The sequence below is a fragment of the Acidovorax sp. GW460-11-11-14-LB4 genome, assembly GCF_059423685.1.
This window is the reverse complement of sequence record NZ_JBWKYJ010000006.1, coordinates 43,737-61,496: the sequence shown is the minus strand read 5'-3', so window position 1 is coordinate 61,496 and position 17,760 is coordinate 43,737. Positions and strand designations below refer to the sequence as shown.

The following is a 17,760-nucleotide window of genomic DNA, read 5'->3' as shown; positions in this document are numbered from 1 at the left end:
AGGGCTCTGACCAGATCGGTCAGAGCCCTTTTTCGCTGTGTCCGCTTGGCAGAGCCGCCGCACGCGCGCAGCTCCAGACCAGCGCACCCGCGCAAGGGCTGCCCCGCCGCTCTGGGTGCGTCCCCCATCCCGCATGGCGCAGACCTTCGAGAGAAGGGGGAAGGCGCGCAGCGCCTCAGGGGGTTGCTCCTAGTGACTCCCGGTGATGTAGTTCTCCAACTGCTCAATGATGAATTTCTGCTCGGAGATGATGTCCTTGACCAGGTCGCCAATGGAAATCATGCCCACCAGCTTGCCGTTGTCCACCACGGGCAGGTGGCGCAGGCGGTTGTTGCTCATGAGCTGCATGCACTGCTCGCTGGTCTGGTCCGGGCGCACAAACATCACGGCCGAGGTCATCACATCCTTGACCTGGGTGACGGCTGAAGTGCGCCCCATGAGGGCGATTTTTCGGGCGTAGTCCCGCTCGGTGAAGATGCCGACGATGGACGCGCCCTCGGTCACGATGAGCGCGCCAATGCCCTTGTCAGCCATGAGCTGGAGGGCGTCCAGCACGGAAGCAGCAGGGCTGATGGTATGGACGGTGGCATCGGGTTTGGACTGAAGAATCTTGGCGACTGCGGTCATGGAAACCTCCCTCGTGAAAACGGAAACGGGCACAGGGAGATTTCAGCCCATAAGCCCCGTGGGCGCAACCCGCGCAAGCCCCATGTGCGGCGCTTTTTGATCATCTGTTGCACGGCGAATGCAACGGATGTTTCTGCGCAGTTGCATACCGCCTTGCGCGAAACAAACTGAAAAGAAGCGAAACCGCGGCGAGACGACGCCCCCGGCCTGCCCCGGCACGATGGAGCCCATGTTCAACGCACCGACCACGTTCACCTCTGCGGCATCTGTTGCCTGCCAGCGCCCGGCGGATTCCATGGCAAACCGCCAGGGTTCCGAGGGTAGGCAGACACGGCAGACGGCCCGGAAGATTGTTTCCAATACTGGAACAGTTAGTTCGCGACTCAGTGGTTTTTCTCTGAACAGCACCGGCGTACAGTTCATCCCATCGATGAGCCGAACCCGCAAGGCGACTCACCGAACCCGGTGCGAAGCGAGTCGTTTCTGATCTTCACCCGGTTTTTTGAGACGCTTTTTTAACTTCAAGGATTTCCATCATGAACAACACCGCACGTTTCCTGTCTATCGCCGCTGTTGCTGCTTTCGCTTCTTTCGGTGCCCAGGCCGACGAAGCCGACGCTTCGCAGTTCGCCACCCAATTCGAAACCAGCCGCACCCGCGCCGAAGTGATCGCCGAAGCCGCTACGGCTGTGCAAATGCGCAGCCAAGAGCCCGCAGGCTCCCGCGTGGTGACCTACAAGTCCACGGCTGACCGCGCTGCCGTGCGTGCCGAAGCTGCTGCACAAGCCATGCGCACTGGCCGCGTGGGCCCTGCTGAAGGCGGTTGATTCAATTTTTTGAATCCACAGCTTCACCCACCGCGTATTCCAGACACCTCGTTCCCATTTTTCGAATTTCATAGGAGTTTCATCATGAACAAGACTGCCCGTTTCCTCTCCATCGCTGCTGTTGCTGCTTTCGCCTCTTTTGGTGCCCAGGCTGACGAAGCCGATGCTTCGCAATTCGCCACCAAGTTCGAAACCAACCGCACCCGCGCTGAAGTGCAAGCCGAAGCCGCTACCGTGGCTCAAACACGCAGCATTGAACCCGCTGGTTCGCGTGTGGTGACCTACAAGTCCACCGCTGACCGTGCTGCTGTGCGTGCCCAGGCTGCTGAAGCTGTGCGCACTGGCCAGATCTCTTCCGGCGAAATCGGCTCCCTGTAATTGGACCGGCCTGCACTTCGGTGCAGATGAAAGATTGCAAATGCCAAAAGGCCGAGGCCCCAACAGGGGTCTCGGCCTTTTTCATGGCGCTTCGCGACACGGAGAGGTTCGAAGCCTGCCATCGACAGCTCAAAGGCTGCCAATGGCGTCCACCCCGATTTACTTGCCAGCGCGCGCCTGGGCCACGGCCCCTTGCACTTCCTTCCACAAGCCCTCGCCCACGTTGGCGGCAATGCTGGCGTTCACGGCGCTGAGCTTTTCGCGCATGCGGTTGGCTTCGGCGGCGGGCAGTTCGTTGACCTGCATGCCCTTGCCCTTGAGGTCGGCCAGCGCCTTGTCGGCCTCGGCACGCGTGTCCTGGCGCTCGAAGTCGCGGCTCTTCTTGGCGGCGTCGAGCAGCACCTTCTGCTCAGCCTTCGACAGGCCATCCCAGTACTTCTTGCTGACCAGCACGATCCAGGGGCTGTAGACGTGGTTGGTCACCGTGAGGTACTTCTGCACCTCATAGAACTTGCTCGACAGGATGGTGTTGTAGGGGTTCTCCTGGCCGTCCACCGTCTTGGTTTCCAGCGCGGTAAAGAGTTCGGAGAACGGCAGCGGCACAGCGTTGGCACCCAGGGTCTTGAAGCTGTCGAGGAACACGTTGTTCTGCATCACGCGCAGCTTGATGCCGTCCATGTCTTCGAGCTTGTTGACCGGGCGCTTGCTGTTGGTGAGGTTGCGGAAACCGTTCTCCCAGTACACCAGGCCCACCAGGCCCTTTTCCTGCAGCTTGTCCATCACCTTCTGGCCCACGGGGCCATCGAGCACCACGTCGGCTTCCTTGGCGTTGTTGAACAGGAACGGCGTGTCCCAGATCGCCATTTCCTTGGTGATGCCCACCAGCGTGGCCGTGGAGCCCACCATCATCTCCTGCGCGCCGCCGATCAGGGCCTGCTGCATCTGCACGTCAGAGCCCAGCGCAGCAGCACCTATGGCGCGAATCTTCATCTTGCCGCCCGAGGCCTTTTCCACTTCCTGGGCAAACAGTTTGGTGGCCCGGCCCTGGTTGGAGTCCTCGTTGAGGCCGTAGCCAAAACGGATGATGCGCGGCTTGAAGTCTTGGGCTGCGGCCTGGAACGAGCAGGTGATGGCAGCGACCGACAGGGCGGCCAGCAGGGTGCGACGGAAAGTTTTCATGGTTGTCTCCATTGGCAAGAAAAACGGGGAAGAGGAGCAGGCAAACGGCTAGCGCAGCCAGACGACGGGCGCAGTCACGATCTGCGGGAAGACCACCAGCAGCGCCAGGATCAGCACGTAGGTGATAAGAAACGGGTTCACGCCCTTGATGACGCTGTGCATCGAGATGCGCCCCACCCCGGCCACCACGTTGAGCACCGTGCCCACCGGCGGGGTGATGAGGCCGATGGCGCCGTTGAGCACGAACATCAGGCCGAAATACACCGGGTCAATCCCCGCCTTGACGGCGATGGGCAGCATCACGGGCGCAAAGATCAGGATGGTGGGCGTGAGGTCCAGCGCCGTGCCGATGAGCACCAGCACGATCATCATCACAGCCATCAAGAGGCGCGGGTTCTCCACCAGCGGGCCCAGCCAGTTCGTCAGCACATTGGGCAGGTCGGCCAGCGTGATCATGTAGCTGGCCACTTGGGCACCAGCACACAAAAACATCACGATGGAGGTCGTCTTGGCCGCCCGCACCAGCACGCCGTAGATGTCGGCAAGCTTCATCTCGCGGTGGATGAACAAGGCCACCACCAGCGCATAGAACGCAGCCACCACGGCGGCCTCGGTGGGCGTGAACACGCCGGTCTTCATACCGCCGATGATGATGAGCGGCATCAGCATCGCCCAGAAGGCGCGCACGGTGGCGCGCAGGCGGTCCTTGACGGGCAAGGGCTCGCCCTGGGGCAGGTCCATGCCGCGCAACACCCAGCGCCAGGCAAAGATGAGACCCACGCCCATCATCAGCCCCGGCACGATGCCCGACACGAAAAGCGCCGAGATCGAGGTATTGGTCGTCACACCGTAGATCACAAAGGGCATGGACGGCGGAATGATGGGCGCGATGATGCCGCCCGAGGCAATCAGCCCGGCGGATGTGTTCATGGGGTAGCCCTGCTGGCGCATCATGGGCAGCAGGATGGTGGCCAGCGCGGCGGTGTCGGCCAGGGCCGACCCGCTCATGCTCGCCATCAGCACCGCAGCGCCAATGGCCACATAGCCCAGCCCACCCCGGATGTGCCCCACCCAGGCCTGCGCCATGTCGATGATGCGGCGGCTGATGCCGCCGGAGTTCATCAACTCACCCGCCAGGATGAAGAAGGGCACGGCCAGGAGCGGAAAGCTGTCCACCCCGGCCACCAGGTTCTGTGCGAGCAACTGCGCATCCCAGAAGTCGAGCACCCAGGCCATGCCTGCGCCCGTGAGCACCAGGGCCAAGCCCATGTTCATGCCCGTGCCCATCAGCACCAGCATGCCCAGCGAGAAAACGAGAAAAGCCTGCGCTTCGGGTCCCATGGTCACTCCACCTCAGCGCCATGACCGAGGTCCAGCGGCTTGCGTTGAATCAATTCGATGGTTGCCATCACACCAATGGCCACCGCGCACAAAAAGGCCGGCAACGGCAGCAGCGCCGCCGGGTAGGCCATGACGACCGAGCGGCTGCCCATGCCCACCACCACCTGCTGCCAGGCACCCCAGGCCAGCATCGCGCTGGCGGTGATCACCAGCAGCCGGATCACGGCCGTCAGCAGGCCAAAGGCCACCGGGCGCTTGGCCAGCAGGCCAGCCAGGCTGGTGAAGGCCATGTGTTCGCCTGCCGGATACGCCGCTGCGGCACCGATGAACACCATCCAGACGAACAACAGGCGCGACAGCTCTTCGCTGGCTGCCACGCCGCTGCCAAAGCCGTAACGCAGCACCACGTTGATGAACACTGCCACGGCCATCACACCCAGGCAGCTGGCCATGAGCACCTGGGAGATCCGCGCAAAGCGGCTCTGTGGCACGGCATGTTGTGCAGGGGAACTCATGCGGTCTCCTTTGTTGCCAGCCAGGCCGAGGCCTGTTGTTGCAGCGTGGGCAGGTCCAGCAATGCATCCAGGCGCAGCACGCCCGTTTCGCCCACGGGGGATTCCAGCGTGGCGAACTGGCTGTCCACCAAGGCACTGGAGAAAAAATGGGTGCCCGCTCGGGCAGCCACCCGCTGGCCGGCGTTGGCGCGGTCGATCTCCAGAAAGACAAAACGCAGACCGGGGCAAGCATTGCGCAAGCGGTCCCGATAGGCCCTCTTGAGCGCAGAGCAGGTCAGCACCACCCCGCGCGGCTGGTCCTGCAGCAGCTTTCCCAACGTGGCCAGCCAGCCTTCACGGTCCGCATCGGTCAATGCGATGCCCTGGCGCATCTTTTCGCGGCTGGCGGGGCTATGGTGGTCGTCCCCTTCGATCAGAGGCAGGCCCTCGGCCTGGGCCAGGGCGGAACCCAGGCTCGACTTGCCGCAGCCGGCCACGCCCATGACAACCACAAAAGCCGGTGACGCTTGAAAACTCATATTGGTAGCGCTATCCAAACAATCCATAAAAAAGGCATCCGCTCTGGATGCCGCACCATCTGTAGCAACTTCTGCAACTTGATCCAAAATGGCTCCTGTTGCGTTGCCCATCAGCCTGGACAGCGCTATCCTAACCAGATCAAACTCAACCCCCATGAGGGTTAACCCTTGAACAAACCCGAGACAAAACGCCGCTCCAGCGGCCGCATCACGCTGAGCGACGTGGCCAAGGCCGCCGAGGTCAGCCCCATCACTGCCTCCCGCGCCCTGCGGGGAGAACGCGGCGTGGCGCAAGAACTGGTGCAGCGCGTAAAAGCCGCCGCTGAGCAATTGGGCTATGTGCCCGACCCCGCAGCGCGCGCACTCGCTTCACAGCGCAGCGTGCAGGTGCCTGTGCTGGTGCCGCTGCTGTCCAACGCGCTGTTTGTGGACGTGCTGGAGGCCGTGCATCGCACGTTGTTCCCGCAGGGCTACCAGGCGCTGATCGGCGTCACGCACTACGACCCGCAAGAGGAGGAGCAGCTGCTGCGCACCTACCTCGCGCACCGTCCGGCCGGGCTGCTGGTCACCGGCTTTGACCGCACCGAGGCCGCGCGTCACCTGATTGCCGCCAGCAGCGTTCCCTGCGTGCACCTGATGGAGATGACCTCGGCCCCCGGCGTGTTCTGCGTGGGGTTTTCGCAGCAGGATGCAGGCCATAGCATGACGGACCACCTGCTGGCGCGAGGCTACCGAAAGATCGCTTTTGTGGCCGCCCAGCTGGACCCCCGCACCATGCAGCGCGCAGAGGGCTACCGCCGCTGTCTGCGCGAAGCGGGCCTGTACGACCCCAAGCTGGAGCTGCTGAGCCCGCAGCCCTCATCGATGCGGCTGGGTGGGGAACTGCTGGAAGAGCTGCTGCGCACCCGCCCCGGTGTCGATGCCGTGTTCTTCTGCAATGACGACTTGGCCCAGGGCGGCCTGCTGGCCGCGCAGCGCCTGGGTCTGTCGGTGCCCGGCCAAGTGGCCATTGCGGGCTTTAACGACCTGGCAGGCAGCGACCAGATGCTGCCGCCGCTGACCACGGTACACACGCCACGCTCCGCCGTGGGCGAGGCCAGCGCACGCATGCTGCTGGCGCTGATGCGCGGCGAGGTGCCAGAGCACAACTCGGTGAATCTAGGGTTTGAGCTGACGGTGCGCGAGAGCACCTGACCCCTCTCTCCGCGGCGCCCACCGGACGCCACAGCGCCGCACAGACCTACGCCAGGACCCGGCGGCTACGCGGTCGCTCGTCTCGCGCAGACAACCCATCTCCTCACTATCGCTCAGGCCAGGGTGAGCGCCGTCGCACGCCACAACCGTCGCGTGCGCCCCCCCCACTTTGCCCACCTTTGAGCTCACGCCTCCCACCGGCTCTGCAGACGGTACGAGACCCAGACAGTCACGCAGCGCACGCCGTCGCGGCGGTACCTCCTACCCAGCATGCGACTGGAGTCAGCGCACAGAGCTCTCACCTCAATTTAAGACAATATATTTTCACAAAGGCAACAAGAAGTTTTTATCAAAGGTGTTCTTATCCACCGATAAATCTATCGATTATTGGGAAAAATTCGGGTTAACACCTACCCCACCACAAACGACAACTGTTTGACATATTTAATTTGCATCACTAAGATAAGCAAATATGTTGTCTTAATTGCCTTCTGCTGTTGTAGCAGGGGGTGTGCCCCGAACTACTCAGGAGAGAACCATGCGCAATCTGAATGGAAAGACCGTGATCGTGACCGGCGGCGGCGGCGGCATTGGTGGGGCCACCAGCCGCCGCTTTGCCGAAGAAGGCGCCAAGGTGGCTGTGTTCGACATGAACCTGGAGGCTGCGCAGAAAGTGGCCGAAGGCATCCAGGCTGCAGGAGGCGTGGCCCAGGCCTTTCAGTGCGACATCACACAGCGCCCCCAGGTAGACACCGCCGTGGCAGCGGCCGAAGCTGCCCTGGGACCCATCGATGTGCTGGTCAACAACGCCGGCTGGGATGTGTTCAAGCCTTTCACCAAGACCGTGCCTGCCGAATGGGACAAGCTCATTGCCATCAACCTGACGGGTGCACTCCACATGCTGCACGCCGTGCTGCCCGGCATGGCAGAGCGCAAGAAGGGCCGTATCGTCAACATCGCGTCCGATGCGGCGCGCGGTGGTTCGTCCGGCGAGGCGGTGTACTCCGCGTGCAAGGGAGGGCTGGTGGCCTTGTCCAAGACGCTGGCCCGGGAGCACGCCCGCCAGAACATCACCGTCAACGTGGTCTGCCCCGGCCCCACCGACACCGCACTGCTGGCCGGTGTGGCTGAAGGCGCCCGCGACCCCACCAAACTGCTTGAAGCGTTTCGCAGCGCTATCCCCCTGGGCCGCCTGGGCCAGCCCGATGACCTGGCCAGCGCCATTGCCTTCTTTGGCAGCGATGACGCGGGCTTCATCACCGGCCAGGTCATCAGCGTGTCGGGCGGCCTGACCATGCACGGTTGATCCCCGGATACCTCCTTACCTTTACCGAGAGAACACCATGAATTTCGAAGACATCCTGTACGAAGTGCGCAACGGCGTGGCCTGGATCACCATCAACCGGCCCGACAAGATGAACGCCTTTCGCGGTCAGACCTGCGACGAAATCATCAAGGCGCTGAACAAGGCCGGCTATGACCGTGATGTGGGTGCCATCGTGCTGGCCGGCGCTGGCGATCGCGCTTTCTGCACTGGCGGCGACCAATCGGCCCACAGCGGCAACTACGACGGCCGCGGCACCATTGGGCTGCCTATGGAAGAGCTGCACACCGCCATCCGCGACGTGCCCAAGCCCGTGATCGCCCGCGTGCAAGGTTTTGCGATCGGCGGCGGCAACGTGCTGGCCACCATCTGTGACCTGACCATCTGCTCCGACAAGGCGCAGTTCGGTCAAGTCGGTCCCAAGATGGGCTCAGTGGACCCCGGCTACGGCACGGCTTTCCTGGCCCGGGTCGTCGGAGAAAAGAAAGCGCGCGAGATCTGGTACCTCAACCGCCGCTACAGCGGCGCCGAGGCCGTGGCCATGGGCCTTGCCAACTTCTGCTTCCCGCACGACGAGCTGGATGCAGAAGTGCAAAAAGTTGGTGAAGAGCTGTGCGAGCGCAGCCCCACCGCGCTGGCCATTGCAAAGCGCAGCTTCAACGCAGACACCGCCCACCAGGCTGGCATTGCGGGCCTGGGCATGTATGCGCTCAAGCTGTACTACGACACCGAAGAGTCGCGAGAAGGCGTGAACGCTTTGAAAGAGAAGCGCAAGCCCGAATTCCGCAAGTACGTGAAGTAAGCAACCGCCGGAGAAGAACGATGAACCCGAACCCGTACATCAACGAAGACCTGCAGGCACTGGCTGAAACGGTGCGCCGCTTTGCGCAGGAGAAGGTCGCGCCTGGCTTTTTGGAGCGCGACAAGACCCGGGTGCTGGACCGCGCCCTGCTGCGTGAAATGGGCTCGCTCGGGTTCATCGTGCCGGAGTTGCCCGAGCAGTTCGGCGGACTGGGCATGGGGTGTCTGGCTGCGGGCTTGATCCACGAAGAGATTGCCCGCGCCGACCTGAGCTTCTCGTACCTGAATCTGCTGGCATCGCTCAACGCGCAGATCCTGTCCAAGTATGGCAACCCTGACGTGGTCGGCCCCTGGCTGCAGAAGCTCATTCAAGGCGAAGCGATCTGCGCCATCGCCCTGACCGAGCCGCGCGGCGGCTCCGACGCCGCCAACCTGCGCCTGAAGATCGACCGCGATGGCGACCATTACGTCATCAACGGTGAAAAGACCTCCATCTCGGCCGCCGACCAGGCCGACATCACCGTGGTGTTTGGTCGCACCGGCACACCCGAGCAGGCCGCGCATGGGGTGACCGCCGTGCTGGTGCCCATGGATACACCTGGCATCACCACCAACCGCTTTGACTGCCATGGCCAACGCGCCATTGGCCGCGGCTCGATCTTTTTCGAGAACGTGCGCGTGCCCATCAGCCACCGCCTAGGCGACGAGAACAAGGGCTTCGTGCAGGTAATGCACGGCTTTGACTTCTCGCGCTCGCTCATCGGTCTGCAATGCTTGGCCGTGGCGCGCGTGGCACTGGAGGAAACCTGGGAATACATCACCCAGCGCCAGGCCTTCGGCCAGCCGCTGTCGGCGTTCCAGGGCGTGACGCATCCGCTGGCGCAGTACGACACCGAGGTCGAAGGCGCTCGCCTGCTGTGCCTGCAGGGACTGTGGCTCAAGGACAAGGGCCTGCCGCACACCGCAGAAGCCGGCATGGCCAAGTGGTGGGGCCCCAAGCTGGCCTACGACGTGATCCACCAATGCCTGCTGTGCTTTGGCCACGGCGGCTACGACCGCGGACTGATGGAGCAGCGCCTGCGCGACGTGCTGGGCTTCCAGATCGGAGACGGCACGGCGCAGATCATGAAAACCATCATCGCCCGCGCCCGAGCCGGCCGCAAGTTTGTGCCTGCCTGAGCGCCCCCCCTGAGTCACCACAGCTCACCGCAGGCCACGGATCACCCACAACAACACCAGGAGACAAGACCATGGAATTTGACGCTGTACTGCTCCCCCCGCGCCGCACGCAGCGGGTGGCCGAAGGCCACTGGCGTGACCGCACCATCAACGATGCGCTGGACGCCTGCGTGGCCATCTGCCCCGACAAGCTGGCGCTGACCGCGCTGCAAGTGGAAACGGGAGCCACCACCCGCTTTACCTACCGCGAGTTGGCACGCATGGCTGATCGCGTTGCCGTGGGCCTATCGCGCCTGGGCGTGGGCCGGGGCGACATCGTGGCGTGCCAGTTGCCCAATTGGTGGCAGTTCACGCTGACCTACCTGGCCTGCTCGCGCATCGGTGCCGTAATGAACCCGCTGATGCACATCTTTCGCGAGCGCGAACTCTCGTTCATGCTGCAACATGGCGAGGCCAAGGTGGTGATTGCGCCCCAAACCTTTCGGGGCTTTGATTTTGAGCAAATGATCACCGCCCTCCAGCCCACCCTGCCGCACCTCAAGCATGTGGTGGTGGTCGGTGGCAGTGGTGCCAACAGCTTTGACGCCCTGCTCAGCGGTCCCGAATGGGAACAGCAGCCCGATGCGCAAGCCATCCTGACCGCCCACCGCCCCGGCCCCGACGAAGTCACCCAGCTCATCTACACGTCGGGCACCACGGGCGAGCCCAAGGGCGTGATGCACTCGGCCAACACCGTGATGGCCAACATCATCCCGTACGCCGAGCGCTTGCACCTGGGTGCCGACGACGTGGTGTTGATGGCCTCGCCCATGGCACACCAGACGGGCTTCATGTACGGCCTGATCATGCCCATCCTCCTACAGGCCAGTGCCGTGCTGCAGGACGTGTGGGAGCCCACCAAGGCCATTGCACTGATCAATGCAGAGAAGGCCAGCTTCACCATGGCCTCCACGCCGTTCCTCACCGATCTGGCGCGTACGGTGGCTGACAGCGGCGTAGCCGTGCCCAGCCTGCGCACCTTTTTGTGCGCTGGCGCGCCCATCCCTGGTCCGCTGGTGGAACAGGCGCGCAAGGCGCTGGGCGCCAATATCGTCTCGGCTTGGGGCATGACCGAGAACGGCGCTGTCACGCTCACCCGTCTGGAGGACGACGATGAACGCTCTTTCAACACCGATGGCTGCCCACTGCCTGGCGTGGAGATCAAGGTGGTGGATGTGGACGGCAACGCCTTGCCGCCAGGCGAGCCCGGCAAGCTGCTGCTGCGCTCATGCTCCAACTTTGGCGGCTACCTGCACCGCGCACACCTGAACGCCACCGACGCCGACGACTGGTTCGACACCGGCGACCTGGCCCGCATCGACGAGCGCGGCTACCTGCGCATCACCGGCCGCAGCAAGGACGTGATCATCCGCGGCGGCGAGAACATTCCGGTGGTTGAAGTCGAGTCGCTGCTCTATCGCCACCCCGCCATCGCCATGGCGGCCATCGTGGCCTACCCTGACGAGCGCCTGGGCGAGCGGGCCTGCGCCGTGGTGGTGCCCAAGCCCGGGCAGACCATCGACCTGCCAGGCCTGGTGCAGTTCCTCAAGGACCAGAAGATTGCCGTGCAGTACATCCCCGAGCGCCTGATCGTGCGAGACGTGATGCCAGCCACACCGTCCGGAAAGATCCAGAAGTTCAAGCTGCGCGAAATGCTGCGCGAACAGGCTGCCTGAAGGTTGCCACCGTTTTCCCGTCGATCACTACTACACAACAAACCAGCAGGAGACAACGACATGCTTACACACCAACCTTCCCCCATCCGCAGACGCCTCATCCAGTCTGCCGCCCTGGCACTCTGTGTCCTGGGCGCCATCGGCACGGCGCATGCGCAGGCCTGGCCCACCAAGCCGGTCAAGATCGTGGTCGGCTTTGCCCCAGGCGGCACCACCGATGTGATGGCACGCGTCATGGCCCAGTCGCTCACCGAAGCGCTGGGCCAGCCCGTCGTGGTGGACAACAAACCTGGCGCCAGCGGCAACGTGGCAGCGGCCGAAGTGATTCGCGCACCTGCAGACGGCCACACCTTCCTGATTGCGCCTACTTCGTTCGAAACGGCCAACCCTTTCCTCTTCAAGCAGAGCATTGCCCCGGCCAAGGACCTCACGCCCATCGCGGGCGTGGGCCGCAGCCAGATGTACCTGGTGGTCAAGCCCCAGTCCACCTTCAAGGACGCCAGGGAGTTTGTGGCCTATGCCCGCGCCAACCCGGGCAAACTGTCGTACTCCTCCGCAGGCCCCGGCACGCCACCGCACCTGGCGGGCGAGTTGTTCAAGAAGGTCACCGGCGTGTTTGCAACGCACATCCCTTACCGGGGCGCAGCGCCTGCATTGCAGGATGTGATGGCCAACCAGGCGGACTATGTTTTTGACCCAGGCATTGCCTTCCCGCACGTGCGCGCAGGCAAGGTACGCATGCTGGCCGTGGCAGGGGCCAAGCGGTCGTCGTTCTTCCCGGACGTGCCCACGCTGGCAGAGCTGGGCTTCAAGGGTGCGGAGCTGGACATCTGGTTTGGTATGTGGGCCCCCAATGGCACGCCTGCAGACGTCACGGCACGTATGGCCCGGGAGATCGCCAAGGTGCTGGCCCTGCCCAGCACCAAGAACCGCTATGAATCGCTGGGCGCCGAGCCCGTGGGCCTGGACAACGCCGAGTTCCGCACCCTTCTGACCGAAGAGACCAAGCTGCTGTCTGGCCTGATCCAGGAAGCCAAGATCAACATCGACTGACCCGGCCACCCGCCACACCCACCATGAATGACGCTTTGGTACTGACGGAAACCCGGGGCCGGGTGGGCGTGATCACGCTCCACAGGCCCCAGCAGCTCAACGCACTCAACGACGCCCTGATGGACCAGCTGAGCGCCGCCCTGCTGGCCTTCGATGCGGAAGACGATGTCGGCGCCATCGTCCTCACCGGCAGCACCAAGGCATTTGCGGCCGGTGCCGACATTGCAGCCATGGCCGACTGGTCGTTCATGGATGTGTACCGGGGCGCCTTCATCACCCGCAACTGGGAGACCATTCGCCAAGTGCGCAAACCGGTGCTGGCGGCCGTGGCAGGCTTTGCCATGGGCGGCGGCTGTGAGCTGGCCCTGGCCTGCGACATCATCGTTGCCGCTGAATCAGCCCGGTTCGCGCTGCCTGAAATCAAGCTCGCCATGCTGCCGGGCGCGGGGGGCACGCAGCGCCTGCCGCGCGCCATCGGCAAGGCCAAAGCGATGGACATGTGTCTGTCGGGCCGCATGCTCGATGCGCAAGAGGCCGACCGCTATGGTCTGGTCTCGCGCGTCGTACCCGACGCCGAGTTACTGGACCGCACGCTCACCCTCGCGGCGCAGATTGCCGGCTTCTCGCTGCCCGCACTCATGGCCATCAAGGCATCGGTCAACCGCGCCTGGGAAAGCCCGCTGACCGAAGGCATTCTGTTTGAGCGCCATGCGCTGTACGAGCGCTTTGCCAGTGCCGACGCCCACGAGGGCATGCACGCGTTCCTGGACAAACGCGCCCCAGCGTTCGAACATCGCTGAGCTGAAGGCCCCGATCGCCCCCAACCGGCAGCGGGAAGTCCTTAGCAGGCTCAGCCCTCGGACTCCGCGCCAGTATCCAGGCGCTGCATGTTGTCCAGCAGCTTGAGCAGGTAGTGCAGCGTGTGGGTGATGTCTCCCACCGAGAATTCGTCCAGCGCCTGCTCGTAATATGCATCGATCTTGGGCCGGGCCTTGACCAGCCACGTCATGCGTCCGGACTCGGTCATCTTGATCAGGCGGGAGCGGCGGTCCTTCTCATCGGTCTCCATACAGATGTGGCCATCGCGCTCCAGGCGTCCAATCACCCCCGCGAGGTTCTGGCGGCTGACCAACAGGTAGCGCGCCAGCTCGTTCACCCCCATACCCTGCTGCGCTTCTTCGCGCGAAAGGGCACCCAGCACCGCCCATTGCTGCGTGGTCAGCCCCTCGCTCTCCACCGCTCGCGAACCGGTTTTATGCAACAAGTTCGCACATTGGTACAGCCGAAAAAACAGCCGGTTAGCCAGCTCCATACGGGCAATCTGTGCTTTGGAATCAGGGTGGTGCATACGTGAGTTCTTAGTGGGTTGTGCAGACTGCAACCGCGCGGCAATCAAGTCAACATATTGTCTCACTTCAACATCCACCCCGCACCACTCCATCACGATCAACCCAACCACCGGTTTTGTCTCTTGCCCTTTGAACAGAATGAGTCCATGCACGCGGTGCGCAACACAGTCATTGGCGATCTGCCGCTGATCGAAATCCACAACCCACCGAAAGCGGTTGCGCAACGGGCCAACGCCCTCGGCACTGGGAGCGGGCGGACCATAGGGGAGACAACACCGTCATCGCGCGCTGTAGCTCGTGTGGTTGATTGGGCCCTCAGGCCGCCGCCAGGGCCCTGCTGCTGGATGAGGCCTTCATCTCCTTGCGCAGCGCCACAGCATCGCGCGACTGGGTGGGTGCCGACGCGTCGATGCGGAACACCTGCACCGTCTCGGTCATGGTCTGCGCCTGGCCATTGAGCTGCATGGCCGAGGCGGCGTTCTCTTCCACCAGCGCGGCGTTTTGCTGCGTGATGGTATCGAGCTGCGCCACGGCCGAGTTTACCTGCGAGATGCCGCTGAGCTGCTCGTTGGAGGCGCTGTGGATCTCGCCAATCAGTGTGTTGACCCGGCGCACCAGCTCCAGCGACTCGGTCATGGTTTTCTGCGCAGCGTCGGTTTTTTCATGGCCCTCGGTCACCTTGGTGGCCGAGTCGTCGATGAGCTGCCGGATCTCCTTGGCGGCCGAGAGCGTGCGGTGCGACAGGCTGCGCACCTCGGAGGCCACCACCGCAAAGCCCCGCCCCTGGTCCCCGGCGCGCGCAGCCTCCACTGCGGCGTTGAGGGCAAGGATGTTGGTCTGGAAGGCAATGGAGTCGATCAGCTGCGTGATCTCGCTGATGCGGCCGGATGCGGCCTGGATCTGCTTCATGGTGCTGGCCACACCATCCACAGCGGCACTGCTGCGCTCGGTGACCTGGGTGGCCTGGGTCGCCAGCACCGTGGCCTGGCGCGCGGATTCGGCGGTTTGCTTGACGGTGCCGGTGATTTCCTCCATCGACGCGGCTGTCTGCTGCAGGTTGCTGGCCTGCGCCTCGGTGCGCGACGACAGGTCCTGGTTGCCCTGGGCAATCTCGCGGGTGGAGACCTGCATGTGCTCGCTCTCCTGCCGCGCGTCGCGCACGATGGACAGCAGGTTCACGTTGAGCTGCGCCAGCGCCTTTTGCAGCTGGCCCACCGTGTCGCTGCGCGATGCCGATATCTTCTGGGTAAGGTCGCCCGCGGCCATGCGGTTGGCCCACAGCAGCATCTGCGACAACGGCGCCACCGTGACCTGGTGCAGGTAGACCGCCATGCCCAGCGCCAGCACCACCACCCCCAGCCACGCGGCCCCTGACGCCAGCGACAGCGTGTGCCCGCCCAGCAAGGCAGCGCACCACGAGGCCACCACCAGCAGCAAGGTACACACCATCATCTTGCCCATGGGCCCCAGCGCCAAAGCCCTGGCTACACGGCCCCACAGAGTGTCTTTGACCAGTTGCCCGGCCGACAGCCGGTGCACCAGCGTGCCCGCCTGCTTTTCGGCCTGCATCTGCTTGTACAGCGACTCGGCCGCCTGGATCTGTTCGCGCGTGGCTTCGGTGCGCACCGACATATAACCCGTGGGCTGGTCGCCCTGCATGAGCGGAGTGACGTTGGCCATCACCCAGTAAAACGTACCGTCCTTGCGCCGGTTCTTGACCGGGGCCGACCAGGGGATGCCTTTGGCGATGGTCTCCCACATGTCGCGGTAGGCCTCCTCGGGCATGTCGGGGTGTCGCACGATGTTGTGGGGCTGGCCCAGCAACTCTTCCTTTTCGTAGCCGCTGACCTCGATGAACATCGGGTTGCAGTACAGGATGCGGCCCTTGAGGTCCGTGGTGGACACCAGAGTCTGGCCCTTGGGAAACGCATATTCGTGCTGGCTGACCGGCAGATTGACGCGCATGGGAACCCCATTTCGTAGACGCCTTGTCGCTCCCTGACCGGGCAACACGGCAGTGGAAAAGCCGAACACATCCTATGACGAAGGCCATGGATTTGAAACAGATAAATAGCGCCTCAATCGCCAACTCACCAACTCAGTGCGCAACACCAACACTGTGCGTCGCACTCCGCTGCAACGCACCAAAGTGAGCATCCGGCAGAAAATGCGCTTCATTTTTGATAGCTGGCAGTGCTTAACTCACAAGCGCTTTCTGGCAATTTCCTCACAATCCCTCCCCCATACCGGCACTGGCATAGCCATTGCTTGCCATAAGGCGCGGCCAACGCTGGCCGCGTGTCAGCCCGGTGCAATGGCGGATTGGGCGAACAGGACGTTGGCGTCTTCATGGAGTGCGTTGGGGCTGGTCAGCCCGCGCAGCCCGTGTGGACGCCTTTTTGTTTTCTGGCCGGGCGAAGGGGTCACCCCCTCAGCCCTTTGCACTCACACCCATGCATTACTTCAGAGAGTTCCTCAAATCCGGCCACGCGCCCACGCTGTGGGCGTCGTTTCTGTACTTCGGCTTTTCGTGCGCGGTGTGGGTCATCAACGGTGCGATGGCGCCGTTCATCCGCGAGAGCTTCCAGCTCTCCCCCACCCAGATGGGCATGATGCTGTCCATCCCGATTTTTGCGGGAGCGCTGATGCGGTTTCCGTTGGGCATCCTGGCGCAGTACATCGGCCGCAAGCGCGCCACCCTGGTCGAGATGGCCGGCATCTTTTTGGCCATGGGCTATGGCTACCTGTTCGTGCACACCTTCAACGACCTGCTGGCGCTGGGCATCCTGCTGGGCGTGGCGGGGGCGAGCTTTGGCGTGGCGCTGTCGCTGGGCTCGGGCTCGTTTCCACCGCGCTACAAGGGCCTGGCCATGGGCATCGTGGGCGCAGGCAATGTGGGCACTGCCGTGGCAGCGCTGCTGGCGCCTGCCCTGGCGCAGAAGTTTGGCTGGCAGGCGGTGTATGGCTTTGCCGCCGTGAGCGTGGCCGTGCCCGCCGTGGTGATGGCGGTGTATGCAAAGGAACCGCCAGACCTCGCGCCCCACGCCACGTTTCGCGAACACATTGCCTGTCTCTTTGAAAAAGATGGCTGGGCGTTCAGCCTGATCTACGCCGTGACCTTTGGCGGCTTCATCGGTCTGACGGCCTTCCTGCCCAGCTACTTCTACGACCAGTTTGGCGTGAGCAAGGTGCAGGCAGGGCAACTGACCATGCTGGCCGCCTTTCTGGGTGCGGCACTGCGGGTGATGGGCGGCTGGCTGTCCGACCATTGGGGCGGCGTCAACACGCTCACGGGTGTGCTGGCCATCACCGCCGTGAGCATGGTGCTGTGCGGCTTGGCCGAGAACTCCTTGCCGGTGACGATGCTGCTGTTCCTGGTGTGTTTTGCGGCACTGGGCGCGGGCAACGGCGCGCTGTTCCAGCTGGTGCCGCTGCGCTGGCCGCTGTCCACGGCCGTCGCCGGCTCGATGATTGGCGAGATCGGCGCGCTGGGTGGCGGCCTCATCCCCAACGGCATGGGCTTTTCGCGCCAGTACACCGGCACCTACCTGTGGGGCTTTGTGGGCATTGCGGTGTGCGCCGCTGCCATGCTGGTGCTGTTGCGGGTCATGCAGATCCGCTGGACCCGTACGTGGGCAGAAAAGGGCGGTCGGGCACGCAGTGCCTGAGCTGGCGTAGCCAGCCAAGGCGCAGCATTGCCAGCGCTTTCGCCAGAAGGGTGGCCGTGCGCGTAGCGCATGACCGGCGCAGCCGGGGAGCG

18 protein-coding genes are annotated in these 17,760 nt (G+C 63.6%); 10 read left to right on the top strand and 8 right to left on the bottom strand.

From position 1 onward, the window contains the following. Positions 1 to 189 precede the first annotated feature (189 nt). Together AC07X4_RS04650 and AC07X4_RS04645 are read right to left on the bottom strand one after the other, a co-directional pair. A complete protein-coding gene (locus AC07X4_RS04650) occupies positions 190 to 627 on the bottom strand; it encodes a CBS domain-containing protein (RefSeq protein ID WP_436077855.1) in 438 nt (145 codons plus the stop codon). A gap of 42 nt (positions 628 to 669) precedes the next feature. Further along, positions 670 to 924, bottom strand: coding sequence for a hypothetical protein (locus AC07X4_RS04645; protein WP_494739393.1), 255 nt, complete (start codon positions 922 to 924; stop codon positions 670 to 672). Positions 925 to 1,163: 239 nt separating this feature from the next. Here AC07X4_RS04645 and AC07X4_RS04640 point away from each other — a divergent pair, with 239 nt between their 5' ends. Both AC07X4_RS04640 and AC07X4_RS04635 read left to right on the top strand, forming a co-directional pair. Continuing rightward, positions 1,164 to 1,454: a DUF4148 domain-containing protein gene (locus AC07X4_RS04640; protein ID WP_056058312.1), complete on the top strand. Its 291-nt coding sequence runs from the start codon at positions 1,164 to 1,166 to the stop codon at positions 1,452 to 1,454. 84 nt (positions 1,455 to 1,538) lie between these two features. Continuing rightward, positions 1,539 to 1,832, top strand: a complete 294-nt coding sequence (locus AC07X4_RS04635) for a hypothetical protein (RefSeq protein ID WP_056743987.1) — start codon at positions 1,539 to 1,541, stop codon at positions 1,830 to 1,832. Between the two features lie 159 nt (positions 1,833 to 1,991). Here the strand turns inward: AC07X4_RS04635 and AC07X4_RS04630 are convergent, their stop codons facing one another. The 4 genes from AC07X4_RS04630 to AC07X4_RS04615 are packed head-to-tail and all read right to left on the bottom strand — an operon-like array spanning position 1,992 to position 5,385. Further along, complete coding sequence (locus AC07X4_RS04630) at positions 1,992 to 3,011, bottom strand: TRAP transporter substrate-binding protein (protein ID WP_015015151.1); 1,020 nt, start codon at positions 3,009 to 3,011, stop codon at positions 1,992 to 1,994. 48 nt (positions 3,012 to 3,059) lie between these two features. After that, positions 3,060 to 4,352 carry a TRAP transporter large permease gene (locus AC07X4_RS04625; protein WP_494739392.1) on the bottom strand — a complete coding sequence of 431 codons (1,293 nt, stop codon included), beginning with the start codon at positions 4,350 to 4,352 and terminating at the stop codon, positions 3,060 to 3,062. 2 nt (positions 4,353 to 4,354) lie between these two features. Next, the gene (locus tag AC07X4_RS04620) at positions 4,355 to 4,867 is read right to left on the bottom strand and encodes a TRAP transporter small permease (RefSeq protein WP_192419845.1); all 513 of its coding nucleotides are present in this window, start codon (positions 4,865 to 4,867) and stop codon (positions 4,355 to 4,357) included. Next, entirely contained in the window at positions 4,864 to 5,385 is a 522-nt protein-coding gene (locus AC07X4_RS04615) for a gluconokinase (RefSeq protein ID WP_494739391.1), read from the bottom strand. Before AC07X4_RS04615 ends, AC07X4_RS04620 begins: the two co-directional genes overlap by 4 nt. 168 nt (positions 5,386 to 5,553) lie before the next feature. Here AC07X4_RS04615 and gntR point away from each other — a divergent pair, with 168 nt between their 5' ends. The 7 genes from gntR to AC07X4_RS04580 all read left to right on the top strand — a co-directional run bounded on the left by gntR (position 5,554) and on the right by AC07X4_RS04580 (position 13,451). Then, positions 5,554 to 6,579: an HTH-type transcriptional regulator GntR gene (gene gntR / locus AC07X4_RS04610; RefSeq protein ID WP_494739390.1), complete on the top strand. Its 1,026-nt coding sequence runs from the start codon at positions 5,554 to 5,556 to the stop codon at positions 6,577 to 6,579. A 538-nt stretch (positions 6,580 to 7,117) separates the two neighbouring features. Next, positions 7,118 to 7,885, top strand: coding sequence for a 2-hydroxycyclohexanecarboxyl-CoA dehydrogenase (badH, locus tag AC07X4_RS04605; protein ID WP_494739389.1), 768 nt, complete (start codon positions 7,118 to 7,120; stop codon positions 7,883 to 7,885). A 37-nt stretch (positions 7,886 to 7,922) separates the two neighbouring features. Next, positions 7,923 to 8,705 (top strand): 2-ketocyclohexanecarboxyl-CoA hydrolase, encoded by a 783-nt coding sequence (gene badI / locus AC07X4_RS04600; RefSeq protein WP_494739388.1) that lies wholly within the window; start codon positions 7,923 to 7,925, stop codon positions 8,703 to 8,705. Between the two features lie 20 nt (positions 8,706 to 8,725). After that, a complete protein-coding gene (gene aliB / locus AC07X4_RS04595) occupies positions 8,726 to 9,883 on the top strand; it encodes a cyclohexanecarboxyl-CoA dehydrogenase (RefSeq protein WP_494739387.1) in 1,158 nt (385 codons plus the stop codon). A 71-nt stretch (positions 9,884 to 9,954) separates the two neighbouring features. Continuing rightward, a complete protein-coding gene (gene aliA / locus AC07X4_RS04590) occupies positions 9,955 to 11,598 on the top strand; it encodes a cyclohexanecarboxylate-CoA ligase (protein WP_494739386.1) in 1,644 nt (547 codons plus the stop codon). A 60-nt stretch (positions 11,599 to 11,658) separates the two neighbouring features. Next, entirely contained in the window at positions 11,659 to 12,651 is a 993-nt protein-coding gene (locus AC07X4_RS04585; RefSeq protein WP_395453475.1) for a Bug family tripartite tricarboxylate transporter substrate binding protein, read from the top strand. Positions 12,652 to 12,674: 23 nt separating this feature from the next. After that, positions 12,675 to 13,451 (top strand): enoyl-CoA hydratase-related protein, encoded by a 777-nt coding sequence (locus tag AC07X4_RS04580; protein WP_494739385.1) that lies wholly within the window; start codon positions 12,675 to 12,677, stop codon positions 13,449 to 13,451. Between the two features lie 50 nt (positions 13,452 to 13,501). Here the strand turns inward: AC07X4_RS04580 and AC07X4_RS04575 are convergent, their stop codons facing one another. Beyond that, positions 13,502 to 13,999, bottom strand: a complete 498-nt coding sequence (locus AC07X4_RS04575; protein ID WP_056743974.1) for a MarR family winged helix-turn-helix transcriptional regulator — start codon at positions 13,997 to 13,999, stop codon at positions 13,502 to 13,504. 316 nt (positions 14,000 to 14,315) lie between these two features. Next, positions 14,316 to 15,965: a methyl-accepting chemotaxis protein gene (locus AC07X4_RS04570; protein WP_146871537.1), complete on the bottom strand. Its 1,650-nt coding sequence runs from the start codon at positions 15,963 to 15,965 to the stop codon at positions 14,316 to 14,318. Positions 15,966 to 16,453: 488 nt separating this feature from the next. On the opposite strand from AC07X4_RS04570, the gene AC07X4_RS04565 reads away from it, so the two are divergent. Continuing rightward, complete coding sequence (locus AC07X4_RS04565) at positions 16,454 to 17,668, top strand: MFS transporter (protein ID WP_056058267.1); 1,215 nt, start codon at positions 16,454 to 16,456, stop codon at positions 17,666 to 17,668. The last annotated feature ends 92 nt before the right edge of the window (positions 17,669 to 17,760 follow it).

Bases quoted from the DNA above. Each gene is read 5' to 3' on its own strand.
- AC07X4_RS04570 (WP_146871537.1), bottom strand. From the start codon at position 15,965: ATGCGCGTCAATCTGCCGGTCAGCCAGCACGAATATGCGTTTCCCAAG.
- AC07X4_RS04645 (WP_494739393.1), bottom strand. From the start codon at position 924: ATGGAATCCGCCGGGCGCTGGCAGGCAACAGATGCCGCAGAGGTGAAC.
- AC07X4_RS04630 (WP_015015151.1), bottom strand. From the start codon at position 3,011: ATGAAAACTTTCCGTCGCACCCTGCTGGCCGCCCTGTCGGTCGCTGCC.
- badI (WP_494739388.1), top strand. From the start codon at position 7,923: ATGAATTTCGAAGACATCCTGTACGAAGTGCGCAACGGCGTGGCCTGG.
- badH (WP_494739389.1), top strand. From the start codon at position 7,118: ATGCGCAATCTGAATGGAAAGACCGTGATCGTGACCGGCGGCGGCGGC.
- AC07X4_RS04650 (WP_436077855.1), bottom strand. From the start codon at position 627: ATGACCGCAGTCGCCAAGATTCTTCAGTCCAAACCCGATGCCACCGTC.
- AC07X4_RS04625 (WP_494739392.1), bottom strand. From the start codon at position 4,352: ATGGGACCCGAAGCGCAGGCTTTTCTCGTTTTCTCGCTGGGCATGCTG.
- AC07X4_RS04565 (WP_056058267.1), top strand. From the start codon at position 16,454: ATGCATTACTTCAGAGAGTTCCTCAAATCCGGCCACGCGCCCACGCTG.
- aliB (WP_494739387.1), top strand. From the start codon at position 8,726: ATGAACCCGAACCCGTACATCAACGAAGACCTGCAGGCACTGGCTGAA.
- AC07X4_RS04620 (WP_192419845.1), bottom strand. From the start codon at position 4,867: ATGAGTTCCCCTGCACAACATGCCGTGCCACAGAGCCGCTTTGCGCGG.
- AC07X4_RS04575 (WP_056743974.1), bottom strand. From the start codon at position 13,999: ATGCACCACCCTGATTCCAAAGCACAGATTGCCCGTATGGAGCTGGCT.
- aliA (WP_494739386.1), top strand. From the start codon at position 9,955: ATGGAATTTGACGCTGTACTGCTCCCCCCGCGCCGCACGCAGCGGGTG.
- AC07X4_RS04640 (WP_056058312.1), top strand. From the start codon at position 1,164: ATGAACAACACCGCACGTTTCCTGTCTATCGCCGCTGTTGCTGCTTTC.
- AC07X4_RS04635 (WP_056743987.1), top strand. From the start codon at position 1,539: ATGAACAAGACTGCCCGTTTCCTCTCCATCGCTGCTGTTGCTGCTTTC.
- AC07X4_RS04580 (WP_494739385.1), top strand. From the start codon at position 12,675: ATGAATGACGCTTTGGTACTGACGGAAACCCGGGGCCGGGTGGGCGTG.
- AC07X4_RS04615 (WP_494739391.1), bottom strand. From the start codon at position 5,385: ATGAGTTTTCAAGCGTCACCGGCTTTTGTGGTTGTCATGGGCGTGGCC.
- AC07X4_RS04585 (WP_395453475.1), top strand. From the start codon at position 11,659: ATGCTTACACACCAACCTTCCCCCATCCGCAGACGCCTCATCCAGTCT.